This is a genomic window from Exiguobacterium sp. s34 (assembly GCF_018617435.1).
Lineage (GTDB): Bacteria > Bacillota > Bacilli > Exiguobacteriales > Exiguobacteriaceae > Exiguobacterium > Exiguobacterium aestuarii.
In genome coordinates this window covers 127,230-143,417 of the sequence record NZ_JACSKE010000006.1, presented here as the reverse complement: position 1 = coordinate 143,417, position 16,188 = coordinate 127,230, and the positions used below count along the sequence as shown (strand labels likewise).

At 46.9% G+C, this 16,188-nt stretch carries 18 protein-coding genes; 5 read left to right on the top strand and 13 right to left on the bottom strand.

The window, feature by feature from the left end; translation table 11 throughout:
- Positions 1-94: 94 nt before the first annotated feature.
- From KNO87_RS13155 to KNO87_RS13130, 6 genes are all read right to left on the bottom strand, one after another.
- On the bottom strand, positions 95-646 hold the full coding sequence (locus tag KNO87_RS13155) for a GNAT family N-acetyltransferase (protein WP_214796406.1): 552 nt from the start codon (positions 644-646) through the stop codon (positions 95-97).
- Positions 643-1,278, bottom strand: coding sequence for a response regulator (locus tag KNO87_RS13150; protein ID WP_015880838.1), 636 nt, complete (start codon positions 1,276-1,278; stop codon positions 643-645). The genes KNO87_RS13155 and KNO87_RS13150 overlap by 4 nt, the downstream gene beginning before the upstream one ends.
- Positions 1,279-1,280: 2 nt before the next feature.
- Positions 1,281-2,303 (bottom strand): sensor histidine kinase, encoded by a 1,023-nt coding sequence (locus KNO87_RS13145; RefSeq protein WP_214796404.1) that lies wholly within the window; start codon positions 2,301-2,303, stop codon positions 1,281-1,283.
- Positions 2,300-2,989 (bottom strand): cell wall-active antibiotics response protein LiaF, encoded by a 690-nt coding sequence (gene liaF / locus KNO87_RS13140; RefSeq protein WP_214796402.1) that lies wholly within the window; start codon positions 2,987-2,989, stop codon positions 2,300-2,302. The genes KNO87_RS13145 and liaF overlap by 4 nt, the downstream gene beginning before the upstream one ends.
- A gap of 78 nt (positions 2,990-3,067) precedes the next feature.
- A complete protein-coding gene (locus tag KNO87_RS13135; RefSeq protein ID WP_214796400.1) occupies positions 3,068-3,712 on the bottom strand; it encodes a PspA/IM30 family protein in 645 nt (214 codons plus the stop codon).
- A gap of 22 nt (positions 3,713-3,734) precedes the next feature.
- A complete protein-coding gene (locus KNO87_RS13130; RefSeq protein ID WP_214696396.1) occupies positions 3,735-4,124 on the bottom strand; it encodes a lmo0954 family membrane protein in 390 nt (129 codons plus the stop codon).
- Positions 4,125-4,369: 245 nt separating this feature from the next.
- On the opposite strand from KNO87_RS13130, the gene rsgA reads away from it, so the two are divergent.
- A complete protein-coding gene (gene rsgA / locus KNO87_RS13125) occupies positions 4,370-5,335 on the top strand; it encodes a ribosome small subunit-dependent GTPase A (protein ID WP_214796398.1) in 966 nt (321 codons plus the stop codon).
- A gap of 143 nt (positions 5,336-5,478) precedes the next feature.
- The gene (locus tag KNO87_RS13120; RefSeq protein WP_214796396.1) at positions 5,479-6,729 is read left to right on the top strand and encodes an Nramp family divalent metal transporter; all 1,251 of its coding nucleotides are present in this window, start codon (positions 5,479-5,481) and stop codon (positions 6,727-6,729) included.
- 50 nt (positions 6,730-6,779) lie between these two features.
- Here KNO87_RS13120 and pflA read toward each other — a convergent pair whose 3' ends face one another.
- Together pflA and pflB are read right to left on the bottom strand one after the other, a co-directional pair.
- Positions 6,780-7,496, bottom strand: a complete 717-nt coding sequence (gene pflA / locus KNO87_RS13115; protein ID WP_026826768.1) for a pyruvate formate-lyase-activating protein — start codon at positions 7,494-7,496, stop codon at positions 6,780-6,782.
- A 56-nt stretch (positions 7,497-7,552) separates the two neighbouring features.
- Positions 7,553-9,799 carry a formate C-acetyltransferase gene (gene pflB, locus KNO87_RS13110; protein WP_214796393.1) on the bottom strand — a complete coding sequence of 749 codons (2,247 nt, stop codon included), beginning with the start codon at positions 9,797-9,799 and terminating at the stop codon, positions 7,553-7,555.
- 361 nt (positions 9,800-10,160) lie between these two features.
- On the opposite strand from pflB, the gene KNO87_RS13105 reads away from it, so the two are divergent.
- From KNO87_RS13105 to KNO87_RS13095, 3 genes are read left to right on the top strand one after another with little or no spacing between them, the layout of a single operon-like run.
- Positions 10,161-10,583 (top strand): hypothetical protein, encoded by a 423-nt coding sequence (locus tag KNO87_RS13105; RefSeq protein WP_214790589.1) that lies wholly within the window; start codon positions 10,161-10,163, stop codon positions 10,581-10,583.
- A 53-nt stretch (positions 10,584-10,636) separates the two neighbouring features.
- Positions 10,637-11,803, top strand: a complete 1,167-nt coding sequence (locus KNO87_RS13100) for a DEAD/DEAH box helicase (protein ID WP_214790591.1) — start codon at positions 10,637-10,639, stop codon at positions 11,801-11,803.
- Positions 11,800-12,444: a hypothetical protein gene (locus tag KNO87_RS13095; RefSeq protein ID WP_214790593.1), complete on the top strand. Its 645-nt coding sequence runs from the start codon at positions 11,800-11,802 to the stop codon at positions 12,442-12,444. Before KNO87_RS13100 ends, KNO87_RS13095 begins: the two co-directional genes overlap by 4 nt.
- Positions 12,445-12,466: 22 nt before the next feature.
- Here the strand turns inward: KNO87_RS13095 and KNO87_RS13090 are convergent, their stop codons facing one another.
- From KNO87_RS13090 to KNO87_RS13070, 5 genes are all read right to left on the bottom strand, one after another.
- On the bottom strand, positions 12,467-13,573 hold the full coding sequence (locus tag KNO87_RS13090; RefSeq protein ID WP_214796392.1) for a hypothetical protein: 1,107 nt from the start codon (positions 13,571-13,573) through the stop codon (positions 12,467-12,469).
- Between the two features lie 9 nt (positions 13,574-13,582).
- A complete protein-coding gene (locus KNO87_RS13085; RefSeq protein ID WP_214796390.1) occupies positions 13,583-14,389 on the bottom strand; it encodes a hypothetical protein in 807 nt (268 codons plus the stop codon).
- Positions 14,386-15,066, bottom strand: coding sequence for an ABC transporter ATP-binding protein (locus KNO87_RS13080; protein ID WP_214796386.1), 681 nt, complete (start codon positions 15,064-15,066; stop codon positions 14,386-14,388). The genes KNO87_RS13085 and KNO87_RS13080 overlap by 4 nt, the downstream gene beginning before the upstream one ends.
- Complete coding sequence (locus KNO87_RS13075; protein ID WP_214790820.1) at positions 15,044-15,436, bottom strand: GntR family transcriptional regulator; 393 nt, start codon at positions 15,434-15,436, stop codon at positions 15,044-15,046. The genes KNO87_RS13080 and KNO87_RS13075 overlap by 23 nt, the downstream gene beginning before the upstream one ends.
- A gap of 139 nt (positions 15,437-15,575) precedes the next feature.
- The gene (locus KNO87_RS13070; protein WP_214796384.1) at positions 15,576-16,166 is read right to left on the bottom strand and encodes a kinase; all 591 of its coding nucleotides are present in this window, start codon (positions 16,164-16,166) and stop codon (positions 15,576-15,578) included.
- Between the last annotated feature and the right edge of the window lie 22 nt (positions 16,167-16,188).

Here is a 16,188-nt window from a genome sequence, read left to right as displayed (position 1 = left end):
TCGTCCTCCTTTGAGTGAATGACTCACCTTTACTCGGTTCCCATTTTGTTTATCTCACAAACGAAAAAGCACACCACGCGTAATGCGGGTGTGCTCAAATCGACGGATGAGTCAGTTCGGTTGTCATATAGCTATATACATAGACGTCATGGGCTTGTCCCCGCTGCCGCATGTAATTATGTAGTCGACCTTCTTGAATAAATCCATTCTTCTCCAACATGCGTTGTGATGCGACATTCTCGACATAGACAATCGCACCGACACGTTCAATCTCACGCGTCTTGGCAAATTGGAGGGCTGCATAAAGGGCCTCGGTCGCATAACCCGAACGCCAATATTCCGGTCTGAGTTCATAGCCGACTTCGGCACGCCGGTGTGACGGCCCCCGATTGTGAAACCCAATCGTTCCAATCAACGCTTTTGATTCACGATGCTCAATTGCAAATCGGATGATTGCTCCGGTTTCGATTTGATCGAGCATATGCGTAAGCATCTGTTCCGTTTCTTCTAATATTTGATGCGGCTCCATTCCATAGTGATGGAGCACCTGTTCATTTGAGAAAATGGCGAATACGTGTGGACTGTCCTCCATTTGGAGAGGACGCAGTCGAAGGCGGTCTGTCTCAATTACCGGGAGCCCGTTCATCCTTTACTGACCAAGTTGTGTTGGAATGCATAGACGACCGCCTGTGTCCGGTCGTAGACGTCAAGTTTCGTCAAGATGTTTGAAACGTGTGTCTTCACCGTTTTCAGTGAGATGAACAGTTCATCCGCGATGACCTGATTTGACTTCCCTTCTGCCATTAGTTGCAAAATTTCTCGTTCCCGCGCAGTCAAGCTTTCGTGGAGGGTCATCTCCGGATGACGCAACCGCTCGAGCATCTTCCCAGTCACTTGGGCAGCCATGACAGGGTTGCCGGCAGCCGTCTGACGAATCGCGTCCGCAATTTCATTAGCGTTTGCCGTCTTGAGGACATAGCTCATCGCACCGGCTTCAATGACGGGATATACTTTCTCATCATCCAAGAAACTCGTCACGACTAAAATCTTAGCCTCTTTCCAGCTCGCTTTGATGCGTTTCGTCGATTCAACCCCGTCAACAGGCTCCATCACTAAGTCCATGAGGACAACGTCTGGTTTTTCTGCGATTGCAAGCTCCGCTCCCGTTGCGCCATCCGATGCCTCACCGACGACTTCGATGTCCGGTTGTGTCGATAAAAAGGCAGACACGCCCGCTCGGACCATTTCATGATCATCAATTAATACAACTCGAATCATCATTACCCCTCCACTTGTTGTTTCACACGTACTTCAATTTGTGTTCCGACATTCGGCACACTGACCAATCGTAACGTTCCACCGACTTCCGCCGTGCGCTCTCTTATCGATTGTAATCCATATGAGGCGACTTGTGTATCGTCCACGTTAAATCCGATTCCATCATCATTTATCTTTAAAATGACCGTCTGTTGTACCGTTCGCATTTCAATTTCTAGACGAGTCGCCTTGGCATGTCGCAACGTATTACTGATGGCCTCCTGGACAATACGGAACAGCTCATTTTCGGTATGGCGCGATAACTTCACTTCTTCTAAACGCCAGACGAGCTCGGTCGACTGTTTACGCGATAGCTCTTCTAATAGACGCTCGATTCCGGTCTTTAACGTCATACCTTCTAATTCCACTGGTCTGAGTTGCAAGAGCAACGAACGCATCTCTGCCTGTGCCGTTTGAGCCATCAGCTCGACTTGCTCCATTTGTTTACTCGCTAATTCCGGTTTCGTCTGCATCGTCTGCTTGACCGCAGTCGTCATCATCGAAATGGCGTAAAGCTGTTGACTTACCGAGTCATGAAGTTCCCGCGCGACACGGCGTCTTTCTTCGACAACGGCTTCACTACGCGCCTCTTCGACACTGACCGGACGCTCACCGACCCGCTTCGCCATCTCAATCATCTCTTGGCGCTGTTTCGACACTCGAACGATTCGTTCGAGCGTATCTCGGTAAGGAGACAACGGTCGGAACGTGATCTCTTTTTGGTTCTCTAGTTTCCAAAGGGCGTTCGCGACCTCTCGAAAGTCTCGACGCAAATAAAAATAGGAAGCGACTCCGAAGATACTACCGATTAAGACGGCAATCACTAAAATGGACACACCGAAAGGCAACCCTTCTTCACGCGAAAATAAGTCGCCCAGTGAAGTCGAGTCACCTATGAGAAACGCTACTGTAATCAAGAAAGCCGTCAAGAGGCTACTGAACAATTGATGCCAGACGACCGTTCGTGGATATGAATCTTTTTTCATACCGTCATCACCTCGACACTTCCGCTCATGAGCACGATATGAATCCGCACTTTCCGCGTAGCCTGGACATAATCATCGGACGCCGTATAGAAGCGACGGTTGAACACCGGTGAATAGTTCGAATCATCGACTTGAACTTTCCCAAACCCGATTGATGCATCAATCGAATAATCATAACCTGCCGGAATGAGGATACGAATGTCTCCCGCAAGTCCGTTCAGGAGTAAGAATGTCTCTCCTTCAGGAATGATGGCTTGCGATAAATCCATCTCGACATCACGCAGTAAAAAGAATTCATTCGTATCCCGTAACACATAGTGACCCGCTTCTTTCATCCCGAACGAGAAGGCTTGCTCCTGGCGAAGGGGTGTTCGAATTTTTGCTTCGACCGGTCGATTTTTATAGAGTCGGTATCCGAACAACAATAACAGTCCAGAGAGCACAAATCCGAACGCGGCCGATGAGAAAATCAAACCAATCAAGAGAATGCCCCCGATTGCGTAAAAAATGTAGCTAGCCGACTGCTTGCCTCGACGACTGAAACGACGTCCAATATAAAGAAGAAGCAATGGGAGGATCATGCTGAATAAGACGCTATTCCCACCCGTCACGATATCGATAAAGAGTCCCACCGAAAATAAGATAATCATGAATCCAATAATTTGACGTGTGTTCCAACGTTCCATGTCCATTCCCCCTTTCTAATCATATGTATGAAGCAAAGAAAGCGATGACCTTATGCAGGTCATCGCCGAACCGTCACCTCACTCTTGTTTAAAGCGACGCTCCAGTTCTTTTAGTTTTGCTTCAAAATCATCTTCGTCTTCTTGCGTATCTTGCTTCTCTTCAGCAGGTTGTTCTTTCTTTTCTTCCTCTGTAAACGGATGAGACTGCGACGTGTTTTGACCAAAGATTTGGTCAAGTGCTCCTTTTAAGAGATCAAGGTTTTCACGCATCGCAAATTCATATCGTTTATTTTGCATCTCATCGAGTTTAAGTTTCATCTCGAGCGCACGACGCTCCAACTCATCTAATTCACGCTCTCCCTCATCGATCAGCCCTTCGAAGTAACGATATTGTTCTCCGTAGTGTTTCGATTCAAGCGCTGCACGTTCTGCTAGCTTCTCTTCACCGGCTTGTTTCGCCAGTTCTGTCTGTTCGTATCGTTTATCTGCCATCTTCTTGGCCTCATCACGTTTCCCAGCCAATTCTGCAAGCAGTGTACGTTGACGTTCAACGAGACGCTCAACCGATAACGCTTCCTTCTCTGCTCCGCGGATATGACGGTTCAATTCCGCTTCTCCACTTGAACGTGGCATTTCTTTATCTTGATACTTCTTCACTTCTTTCGAAATCTCTTTCGTCAATTCATTCGCTAATTCACGAAACTGATCAAACGGTGTCTTCATGGTGAATCCTCCTTATGAAATCTTAACGACGATTAACAAATTTTTGCCACACTTGATCGAACTGTTGGAAGCTGCTACGGCTAGCACGCGTTCCGTCTGCATTCAAAATTTCGACTTCTGGGTCGCGTTTTTCACCTGTATACATCATATACCCTTTAAACAACAACCACGCGACAATGATTCCGACGAGTGCCCAAATGTTTGAGAGCATCGTCCCAATCCCGATAACGGCAAGGATCCCGAAACCAACTTTAGCACCGATGTGTGTCACAGCCTGAAAACGGACTCCAGCCCAAAGCGTCAAGAGCGCTCCTAATCCGAATAAAATCATATTCGGTAAAGAACCGATCAACACGAGCACTAGAGCGATCGCGGCTACGATGAACAACACCTTTTTCACTTGGTGATTCATCTGTCATCCCTCCTTGTTAAGTACACTCTTATCATAATACGTTATTTTGTATAGGTCGACGAGCGGAAGGCTTGTTTTGCCTCGGTCTATAGACTGAGATGTTATCGTTTTCAGTTCCTGTGGTACACTTATGCTATCGAACAATGAAAGGATGATGTTTTATGAGCAACATGATGAATGCACGCCAACTAGTATCAGCGAATCGGAGGGCTAACGTCCTCCATCATTAAAAGGAGGATTCTATTTTGTTTCAACAAACTGAAACGGGACGTGTCACAGCACAGTTCCAACATCTTTATACGGTATCTGTCGGAGAAAATGCGTATATGTGCGGGGTTTCCGGAAAATTTCGACATGAAGCGACGAGCGAACGGGACTATCCGGTCATCGGCGACTATGTCACGATTCAAGTTCGCGAGCATGGTCAAGGTACGATTCACCATCTCCTTGAGCGTCGGACCGTTCTTTCACGAGCGGCCGCCGGCAACGAGACACGTGAACAACTGATCTGCGCGAACGTCGACTACGTCTTGATCACAATGGCGTGTGGACACGATTTCAACATCCGTCGTCTAGAGCGCTACACGCTAGCCGCCTGGGACACCGGGGCAATCCCTATCATCGTTTTGACGAAGACCGATCAAGTCGACTCCGTCGACACATTGCTTGAAGACATTCAGCTGAATGCACCAGGTATTGACGTTTTCCCGGTCAGTGCCGTGACTGGAGAAGGTATGGTTGAACTTCGTCATGCGTTACCGAGTGAGAGCACAATCGCTTTCGTCGGTTCGTCCGGAGTCGGAAAATCTACACTGACGAACGCCCTTGCCCACGAGACACTTGCCGTCACACAAACCGTCCGGGCACAGGACGAACGCGGAAAGCATACGACGACACACCGCGAATTGTTCCGAATCGATGACTTATATGTCATCGACACACCGGGTATGCGCGAGTTTGGCCTATGGGAAGGAAGCGAGCACCTCGATGAGACGTTCCGCGATATCGAAGCGCTTGCCGAGACATGCCGTTTCCGCGACTGTTCTCATAAGAAAGAACCGGGATGTGCCGTCCAAGAGGCGCTCACGAACGGTACGCTAGATGCGAAACGCTATGCGAGTTACGTCAAACTTGAGCGGGAACTTCTTTATATGGAGAAGAAACAGGCAGAACATGCCCGCGTCTTAGAAAAGAAAAAACGACGAATATAGTTCGTTGGACTGTGAGCGAAGTTGCTCGCAGTCCTTTTTATTGTAATTTGACAGTTTCTCTAGGCAGGCGTAAACTTGCCATATACTTAAAATGTTTACCTAGGTAAACAAATTAACCATTAGGCAAGAAAGAAGGATCTGTCATGTTGAATGAAGTCGAATCAATTCGGACACATCGCTCGATGACTCAAAAACTTAAAACACTTCTCCCTTTTCTAGGTCCAGCTTTTGTCGCTTCGGTCGCATACATCGATCCCGGAAACTATGCAACTAATATTGCAGCAGGTTCTCAATTTGGTTATTTACTCTTATGGGTCATTTTAATCGCAAACTTGATGGCCGGATTAATTCAAACGCTGTCTGCTAAAATCGGAATTGCGACAGGAAAAAATTTACCTGAAATTTGTCGTGACCGTTTCTCTAAGAAGACCGCTATCTTTTTATGGATTCAAGCCGAATTGATGATTATGGCTACTGATTTGGCAGAATTTGTTGGTGCAGCACTCGGGATCTACCTCGTGTTTGATGTGACGCTCATTCAAGCAGCACTTCTTGCCGCGGCCGGTTCTTTTGCCATTTTAGAAGTACAAAGACGTGGCTATCGCCCACTTGAAACGCTTGTGACCGGGATGCTACTCGTCGTTGCTCTCGCGTTTGCCATTCAAACGTTTAGTGCCCAACCCGAAGTGATGCCCCTTTTATCAGGTCTCCTCATTCCTCGTTTTGACGGGACAGAAAGTATTTTACTAGCTGCCGGGATCTTAGGTGCAACGGTCATGCCGCACGCTATTTATTTGCACTCCGCTTTGACACAACGACGAATCAAGGGAAAAGATGTGGTAGCACGAAAGCGTATCATGAAATTTGAACGAATTGATGTGACAATCGCAATGGTCCTCGCTGGCGCAATCAATGCCAGTATGTTGATTATCGCAGCCGCCGTCTTTTATAAGAATGGGATGATCGTAAACGATTTAGAAATCGCTCACCAGCAGTTTGACTCTTTTTTAGGCTCACCAATTGCCATTCTATTTGGCATCGGCTTAATGGTTGCCGGATTATCAAGTGCATCCGTCGGGACATTGGCCGGAGATGTCGTCATGCAAGGGTATATTCAAAAGCATATTCCGATTTATGTACGTCGTGTAATTACGATGGCCCCGCCACTCTTACTCATCCTGTCCGGTGTCAACTTGTCAAACGCTCTCGTTTGGAGTCAAGTTGTTCTTTCTTTCGGTATTTCATTCGCCCTCATTCCTCTGCTTCTCTTTACGAGCAATAAAGAGTTAATGGGTGGGCTCGTGAATCATCGCTTTACGACATGGATTGGATGGGGCATCACAGCGATTGTCATCGCATTAAATCTATTTTTGATTGTCCAAACCTTTATCTAATCTCTGAATCTATAAAAACAAGCGCAGGCCACATCGGCCTGCGCTTGTTTTTATACGGTTCCCTGCAAAATCCCTTCCGCCCATTCGACTTCATCGGATGTTGGAGGTTTCGTACCTTTGAGCGGATAATCCAGTCCGAGCGCCTCCCATTTGTAGACGCCCATCTCATGGTACGGTAAAATCTCGACTTTCTCGACATGGTCTAGCTTTTGAATGAACGCCGCGGTACGACGAAGCGCACCTTCTTCAAGCGTCCATCCAGGTACAAGGACGTGGCGAATCCACATTTTCGTTCCGCGCTCGGAAAGGTGTTCGGCAAGCGCGAGCGTGTTGGCATTGCTACGTCCCGTCAATTTTTTACACATGTCATCGTCGATATGTTTGATATCGAGTAAGACGAGATCAGTGTGATCTAAAATGGCATCTAAATTAGGAGGACGGAGTGCACCGGACGTATCAAGCGTCGTGTGAAGCCCGTGCTTTTTCGCTTCGCGTAATAGCGCCTCTAGAAATTCTGGCTGGGCAAGTGGGTCACCACCTGAAATGGTGATGCCGCCATTGGATGCTTCCATGAACGGACGGTAGCTGAGGGCCTCTTGAATAACGTCTTCAGCCGAACGGTGATTATTCTTTTTGAAATCCCACGTGTCCGCGTTATGGCAATAGAGGCAACGTAATGCACAACCTTGTAAAAAGACGATGAAGCGAATACCAGGGCCGTCAACTGTTCCGAATGATTCGACCGAATGTACATATCCCATTGTCATCGAAATGACCTCCTAACGAATGAGCGGCCCTCCGTGGAAGGCCGCTAAGCCTTTACTTACAACGAACCGTGGAACGTACGGTTGATGACGTCGATCTGTTGCTCACGTGTCAACTTGATGAAGTTGACCGCATATCCTGATACGCGGATTGTGAGTTGTGGATACTCTTCTGGATGTTCCATTGCATCTAGAAGCGTCTCGCGGTTAAAGACGTTGACGTTCAAGTGATGTCCTTTGTGTTCTCCGCTCATATACCCATCGAGAAGTGCCGCCAAGTTAAGTTCGCGTGCGATTTCTTCTTTTCCGAGTGCTTTCGGTACGATTGAGAACGTGTATGAGATTCCATCTTGCGCGTGTTCAAATGGAAGTTTCGCAACAGATGAGAGCGATGCAGCCGCACCTTTCGTATCCCGTCCATGCATCGGGTTTGCACCTGGAGCGAATGGTTCACCGGCACGGCGACCGTCTGGCGTGTTCCCTGTTTTCTTCCCGTAAACGACGTTTGATGTGATCGTGAGGACCGATTGCGTATGAAGCGCGTCACGGTATGTTTTATGCTTCCGTACTTTTTCCATAAACGATTCGACGAGTTCGACGGCGATTGCGTCGACACGATCATCATTGTTTCCGAATTTCGGGAAGTCGCCTTCCGTTTCGAAGTCGACAATGATGCCTTCTTCGTTTCGGATCGGTTTGACGTTTGCGTATTTGATTGCTGAGAGACTATCAGCCGTTACCGAGAGACCCGCAATCCCACAAGCCATCGTCCGCAAGATTTCTGGATCGTGAAGCGCCATTTCGATTCGTTCGTACGCATATTTGTCATGCATGAAGTGAATGACGTTGAGTGTGTTGACGTATAGCTCTGCCAACCAGTCGAGTGTACGGTCAAAGTCGGCATATACTTTTTCGTACGTGAGCACATCCTCTGTGTTCATTTCCCAAGACGGAGCGATTTGAGCGCCACTCTTCTCATCTCGTCCACCGTTCATGCTATAAAGAAGGGCTTTTGCCATGTTGGCGCGCGCACCGAAGAACTGCATCTGTTTCCCGATCTTCATCGGTGACACACAACATGCGATCCCGTAGTCGTCACCGAATTGCGGCATCATTAAGTCATCGTTCTCATATTGAATCGCTGAAGTTTCAATCGACATTTTCGCACAGTATTGTTTGAAGCCTTCTGGAAGCTTCGTCGACCAGAGAACCGTCAAGTTCGGCTCTGGAGCAGGACCGAGGTTCGTGAGTGAATGCAAGAATCGGAACGAGCTCTTCGTGACGTTCGAGCGACCATCTTCACTCATCCCACCGATTGACTCCGTTACCCAAGTCGGGTCACCTGAGAACAATTCGTTATAGTCCGGTGTCCGTAAGAATTTGACGATTCGAAGCTTCATAATGAAGTGATCGACGATTTCCTGAACGTCTGACTCTGTTAAACGACCAGCTTCAAGGTCACGTTCAGCGTACACATCAAGGAATGTTGAGACGCGTCCAAGTGACATCGCAGCACCGTTTTGTTCTTTAATCGCAGCAAGGTATGCCAAGTACACCCATTGATACGCTTCTTGCGTGTTTTCCGCAGGGCGACCGAGGTCAAATCCATAAGCGTCCCCGAGTTGTTTAAGTTCTTGGAGGGCACGAAGTTGTTCATTCAGTTCTTCGCGATCGCGAATATCCGACTCGGATAAGAACCCACCGCGTTTCGCCAAATCTTTTTTGCGTTCTGCCATCAAGAAGTCAATTCCGTAGAGGGCGACGCGACGATAGTCACCGATGATGCGTCCACGACCGTAAGCATCGGGAAGACCTGTGATGATTCCTGATTTACGAGCTGCCCGCATTTCCGGCGTATAGGCATCAAAGACACCTTGGTTATGTGTTTTACGAATCTCTGAGTAAATTTTTGTAATTTCTTCATCTGGTTCGAAACCATATGATTCGAGTGCTGCATCGACCATGCGAATACCGCCATTCGGGTGAATCGAACGTTTGAACGGCTCATCCGTCTGAACGCCAACGACTTTTTCTAACTCTTTGTTTAAGTAACCTGGTCCATGCGACACGATTGTCGACGGTGTGTGTTGATCGACGTCCCAAACGCCGCCGCGCTCACGCTCTTCTTTTGTCAGTTCCATCACACGGTTCCAAAGAACGTTTGTCGCTTCTGTCGGACCTGCCAAGAACGTATCGTTCCCTGTGTATTCATGACGGTTCAAACGGATAAACTCACTGACATTTACTTCATTCGTCCACTGACCAGGCACAAAACCTGACCATGCGGATTTGATTTCAGTTGCCATGTTGATTCACTCCTCATTCTCGAAAGTAACTGCGTGTTATCTATACTGTGAGTGTACGTGAAAACGTGAACAATATGTTTTACATTCTTGTGAAACTTGTAACAATCTTATGAACGTGATGAAACAGCCGTTTTTGAAAGCGTTTTACAAACTGTTACATCTACTAGTTTATCTATTTTGAAACAGCTGATTCCCATTTGAATAGGGTTAAACGATCATCTGTACTAATTTGATTGTTCTGTGACGAACTATACAGTTTTTAGGGTGATAAATCTCACATCATTCGGTTAGAACTTGAATTTTTGTGTCGTATCAGACACAATGAAGGCAGAACATTGCATAAGAGGAAGGGGTTCTACTCATGACGTATGAACCATTAACAACAAGCCACGCCTTTCAAGTCGGCGATCGCATCTCACTGAAAGTTGACGAAGCTGGTGAAAAGCGTGACGGATTTATCACAGAATTTGAAGACGGAGGGTTTTGGATTCGCTTTGACGATGACATCGAGAATGAAGATTTTATCGATTACCGCGACCAGTTACTTGCCGTACTTTTGTCGCGTCCAATCCATGTCATCACGGTACATCCGGAACTGAAACCGTTCGAGCAAATGACGTCCGAGTTACAGTATCGCGTCTACCAAGGATTCACGATTGAGAAAGTTGAATTGACAGCAGAAGGTGCAGACGCCCACATCAAACTCATCGAAGACGGTCAGACGTTCACACAGACGTTACGTTCTTCAATGGAAGATGGTCAGGAGCATGTTCGCTATATTTGATGAGGGAGCGCTTTCGCTTCCTTTGTTTTTGCCTAAAGATAAGGAGACCTATTATGAATTTTACAAAACCTTTTATTAACGAAACGTGGGAACGGATGGGCTTTAACGAGCCGATGCCGGTCCAAAAAGAAGCGTTCCCCCTACTATTAGATGGAAAAGATGTGACAATCGAAGCACCGACCGGGACGGGTAAAACGCTCGCCTACCTGCTTCCAGCGATTGAAAAGATTGACCCATCGAACGAACGGATCCAAGTCGTCATCGTCGCCCCGACTCGTGAACTTGTCATGCAGATTCAACAAGTCGCACAGCGCTTCACTGAAAAAGGTGATGTCCGTATCGGTTCATTCATCGGTGGCGTCGAATTGAAACGCCAAATCGACCGAATCAAGAAAAAGCCTCATTTGATTGTCGGGACACCGGGACGTCTCGTTGAATTGATCGACAAGAAAAAACTGAAACTCCATGAGACGCATACCGTCATTTTAGACGAAGCCGATCAAATCATCGACAGCGGTTTGACAGAGGCAGCGGAACGTATCATCAAGCATACTTCGCACGAACGTCAGCTTGCGCTCGTCTCGGCAACACTCACCGATTCACTTAAAGAATGGTCGGCACCATTCATGGACGAACCAGCACACATCAAAATCGAGCGTGCTGTCAGCGATCAAGTGACATACGGCTATATGTTGACGACGCGTCGGTACAAACCAGAACTCTTACGCCGTCTTTCGCACGTCGATGGCGTGAAAGCACTCGCGTTCATCAATAACCGCTCGTTCTTACCACCACTTCGTGGAGAGCTTCAGAAGTTGAAAGTGAACTATCGCATGCTTGACAGCTTGAAAGGAAAACGCGAACGCGTCGAGACACTCCGTGAATTCCGTAAAGGCGAATACCCGCTCCTCATCACGACAGGTCTCGCGGCGCGCGGTCTCGATATCGAAGATGTGACACATGTCGTCCATTTCGACTTACCAGAATCCATCGATGACTTCATCCACCGTTCAGGCCGTACGGCTCGCGGTAATGCAGGCGGAACGGTCCTCTCCCTCGTGACGACAGACGATTTGCCACACTTGAAATCATTCGCACGTCAACTCGGTGTCGAGTTGAAAGAACTCGAGATTTATCGTGGCGATGTGATTGAGAAACGAATCGAGGAGAAGCCTCCTGTCGTCAAACGTCCTGCGAACAAGCGAGGACCGCGCCGATGAAAAAAGACCGGAAAGTAATTCCCTTCCCTTTGCTCGTCGAAGAGTCCGAATTGCTTGCCGAACTGAAAAAGTTGTATGAGCAAGCGGCTCTCGCGCGAAGCACGCAATGGACAAATTATATTCAAGAGATTGCATCGGAAGGGACATGGCATTTAAAAGATGCCGAGCTCTTCCGCGACCTCTTCATCGATTGGGCCGTCTTCTTTGAGACGGACGAGGAGGGGATGACGCCACATGGTCGCTACTTGGCCGACCATAAAAGCGATATGTCACCTGCCCTCTATCACGCACTTCGTGGACTTGCCGTCCCGCGTTGCAGCATCTTTGAAGTGACGGAAGACGGTCAGTTGAAAGACTGGGAGTCGAAAGAGACGTACGCTGTCCAGTTACCGGAAGAACGTGAGACTGGTGACCTCGTCCTCGGGAAGTTACTCGATATCCGAGGCAGTTGGCGCTTCGGCTCGGCGTTTCTCGCCTTACCTGCGAAAATGTCTGGAAACGTGTCCGATCTTTATATCGACTTTACGGATGAAGTCGGCCCCGGTGCCTTTTTGGAGCAGTTCCCGGAGTTCTGTGCGGAACTGATCGACTTGTTGCTGGATTTAGAAGAAGGCGTCATCATACCGAAACCATCAAAATAAGCAAAGGGCCGCGGCCCTTTGCTTATTTTTGTCTAACGTACACGTCAATCTGTTTAAGTATGTCACGCGCTTCTTCATTTTCAGGCGTGATTGCCGCACTTGAGATTTGTTCCCCATCCTCGTATACATCGATGACGACACCATCTTTCGCTTGGCGCGTTTGGTACAGACGACCGTTTGCATAGAAGGCGTGATCCACCGAGTCGAGAACGTTCCGGGTCATCTGCTCACCTGTTTTTAAATCAATGACAGTTTCTTCGCCATCCGTATTTAGTGTGAACAGTTTATTTTCGAACACTGTATAGTCCCAAAAGTCTTGATTTCCTGCCAACTGAACAACTTGTCCTGTTTCCGTATCATAAGCGAATTGGCCCGGCATCGTAATTCCACTATAATACGTTTCTTCCCCTTCTCTAATTGTCTCATAGGCATTGACACCGACTGGGACATAGCGTGTTTCGGACATTGATGGTGATCCACTTGTTCCATAAAAACGACTTGTTCCACTTACGTGCGTGATAAATCCATTATCCAACTTTATTTCTTTGACAGTGACGTCATCCATCGTTTGATTGAATGTCGCAAGCATCGTCGTTTCATCACCATCATAGCCTTCTCGATAAATCAAATTTAGTTGACCATCATTTATGAACAAACCTGCCCACACACCTGTCAAGATCTCGTAAATTTGACGATCTTTTGCATCGAACTCATATGTGGTTATCTCTTTTCCGTCTAACTGGTTAAAGATTATGAGCTCTTCATTTCTATTTTGGCCAATTCCTATGAATCCATTTTCCGTTTGAATTGATTGTGCAAACGTCAATCCGTTCATTTGTCGGTGCATCGAGCGCTCTTCTTTGTTTAAACGTTCTCGATAACGAATTCCTTCAGCGATATAATTCAAATTCGAGGTGACTCGACTCTCCTCAGAAGTGACTTCAAACCTTTGAGCAACATCATTCTCTGCGTTATAACCAAATTCAACGACCGCGTCTTTCCAAACAGATGGATTCGAACTGATGTTTAACGACCACTTCGCTTTTGGTTCCATTGCGTCAACGGCAAATGTTCCAAGCCCTATCACAATGACCGCACCAAGTGCGACCACATTCCACATTCGCTTCATCTTCTCACCTCACACATTCAATTTGCTTTGTAAAAATCTTCGACTGAGCCAAATTGTCACACTTGCCCATACGATTAACACAACACCCACATATACGATTGTCTCATCATAAATCAATCGATTCGACAAAAGGGCATAGCCCAATATCGGAATAGTCAGTATGACCATCAAGGTAGATAAGCTAAGTACGGGTGACCACATCGTCCGTTGCCAGAAACTTCGTTCAATCAACACAAATGTGAAAATAAATAATACGACGATGACAATAAACAATTGATGGATGACAAAGTTGACGACTGAAGTAGGATACATCATGGCCAATATTCCGTTAATAGATAGAGCTTGATCAAATGATCCGTTTATCGGTATCATCTTCCCATCAAACCAACTTGTGAACGCTATGTATTGTAATTTGAGGGCAATCCATTCGATGGCCAATAACCCCAACGTCATCATCAAAATTGTAGCGAGTTTGGCGAAAAACAAAGTCATCCGCTTTTGCGGCATCGTGAGTAGTCGCAACATGAACGTCCCTCGTCCTTGAAAATCGCGATACCAGATCCAGGCGCTGTATAACAACATCGCTGCGACCGCAATCCCGAGTGACAAGAGATATGGTGTACCTCCAAGATAGTCTGAAAATGACATTTGATAGTCTGCATCTCCTGTACGTCTCAACTGTTCATAAAAGTTCGTCTCATCCCATAAAAAGTATCCAAGCCATCCAAACTGAACGACGATGAGACCGGTGACTAACATCAAGAACGGTTTTGTGACACGCTCGACTTCCCAACTCAATAGTTTCAATAGATTCATGCCCCGTACTCCTCTCTCATCACATCGACGATGGACTTTCCATGAATAAAACGGACATCTTCGACATCAAACTCACGGACGATTCTTCCGTTATTCAACATGACCGCCTTGTCGATCAAGTACTCGATATCTTCAATCTCGTGTGTCGTAATGAGCACGCCACGATTCTCCATGACCTCACTCGAAAACAGTTCGACAATCTGTTCTTTCGAGAAGACATCGATACCCGAGAACGGTTCATCGAGTAATAAATAGTCCGGGTCTTGCGCAATACCGAGTGCGAGGTTCGCTTTTGCGAGCGTCCCTTTCGATAACTCGCTCAACTTGTCTTCCGGGAACAATTTAAAGTCTTCAACAAGACGGGCGAATAATGTCGAATCAAATGAAGGATAAAAGTCTTTCATGAACGCCTCACATTGCTCGATTGTAAAGTGAATCGGGAACATCGCATGGTCGGCGACGAAAGCGACACGATTCAAATCGATTGGTTTTCCATCAATCAATACCGACCCTTTATCAAAAGGCGTCAACCCCATGATGCCTTTCAATAACGTCGATTTCCCTGTACCGTTCAGTCCGATGAGACATGTGATTTCCCCTTTATTCGCTGTGAACGAAACGTCTTCAATGACTTGTTTTCGGCGATAGCGCTTCTTAACTCCCAACACTTCGATCATCGTACATTCCCTCCTTGTACTGTCGTTTGATTTTCTCGACAAGTTCGTCTACCGAGACGTCAAGCTCTTGAATTGATTCCACAAATACCGCGACCGCGTCATCTACAATCTCGGAGCGGATTTGTGCCAATATCGTTACATCTGTCGTCACGCGACTCGGTCGATTTCGTTCGGTCGTAATCAATTGTTGATCCTCCATTTCCTTAAACGCTTTTTGAACCGTGTTCGGATTAATCTTCAAATCATTCGCAAGCTCTCGCCGAGATGGCATCTCATCTCCAGCTTTTAATTCACCGAGCGCCATCTTCTTTTTAAAGTAGTCGACGACCTGTAGATACACCGGTGCCCTCGTATTGAATTGCATGTTCATCACCTTTCTAAGTGTATGACATGGTTAATACACTTTCTAACTGTATTATTAGTGTAATACACTTCTACGTCAATCATTTTTTCAATTTTTCTCCAAATAAAAAACATCTGACGAACGTGTCAGATGCTGAGACATTCAGTTATAGCACGATGTGTGCAGTGTTTTTCGGGTCTATTCGTTCAAGATAAAGGTCTTCGCCCGGCCAATAGCGACGCTTGTATTTCGCAAGCCGTTCCGCCGGATTGCCGAGATATGTATCACGATTCAATACCCGTTCGTACCGAACCTCGCGTGGACAATCGAGATAAATCACATAGTCAAAATAAGGCTGCCATTCCGGGCGTTGTAGAAAGATTCCTTCCACGACAACCGTATGAGCAGATGATACGTCCACGACCTGTTCTGTAATGACGTCTCGTTCCTGATCATATCGCGGTAATACTAACTTCGTAACCCCTTCAGTTAAGGGACGAAACAGTTCACGCTCAAGACGCGACACGTCCCATTGGAGTGCATAATACTCGGTCGGTTCAGATTGTCCGGTCTCATAGCGTTTTGCACGTTCGACGATATAATCATCGATATGAAGCACAAGTAAATCGGACTCCCCATTCAAATGTGAGACGAGCGTCGTCTTGCCCGCTCCGCTCAACCCATCAATTGCTACGACAAACGGACGATTCCCCGCGTGCGTCGCTCGTGCAGAACATATCACATCCAATACGTTCATGTCGTTCCTCCCCACACAAAAA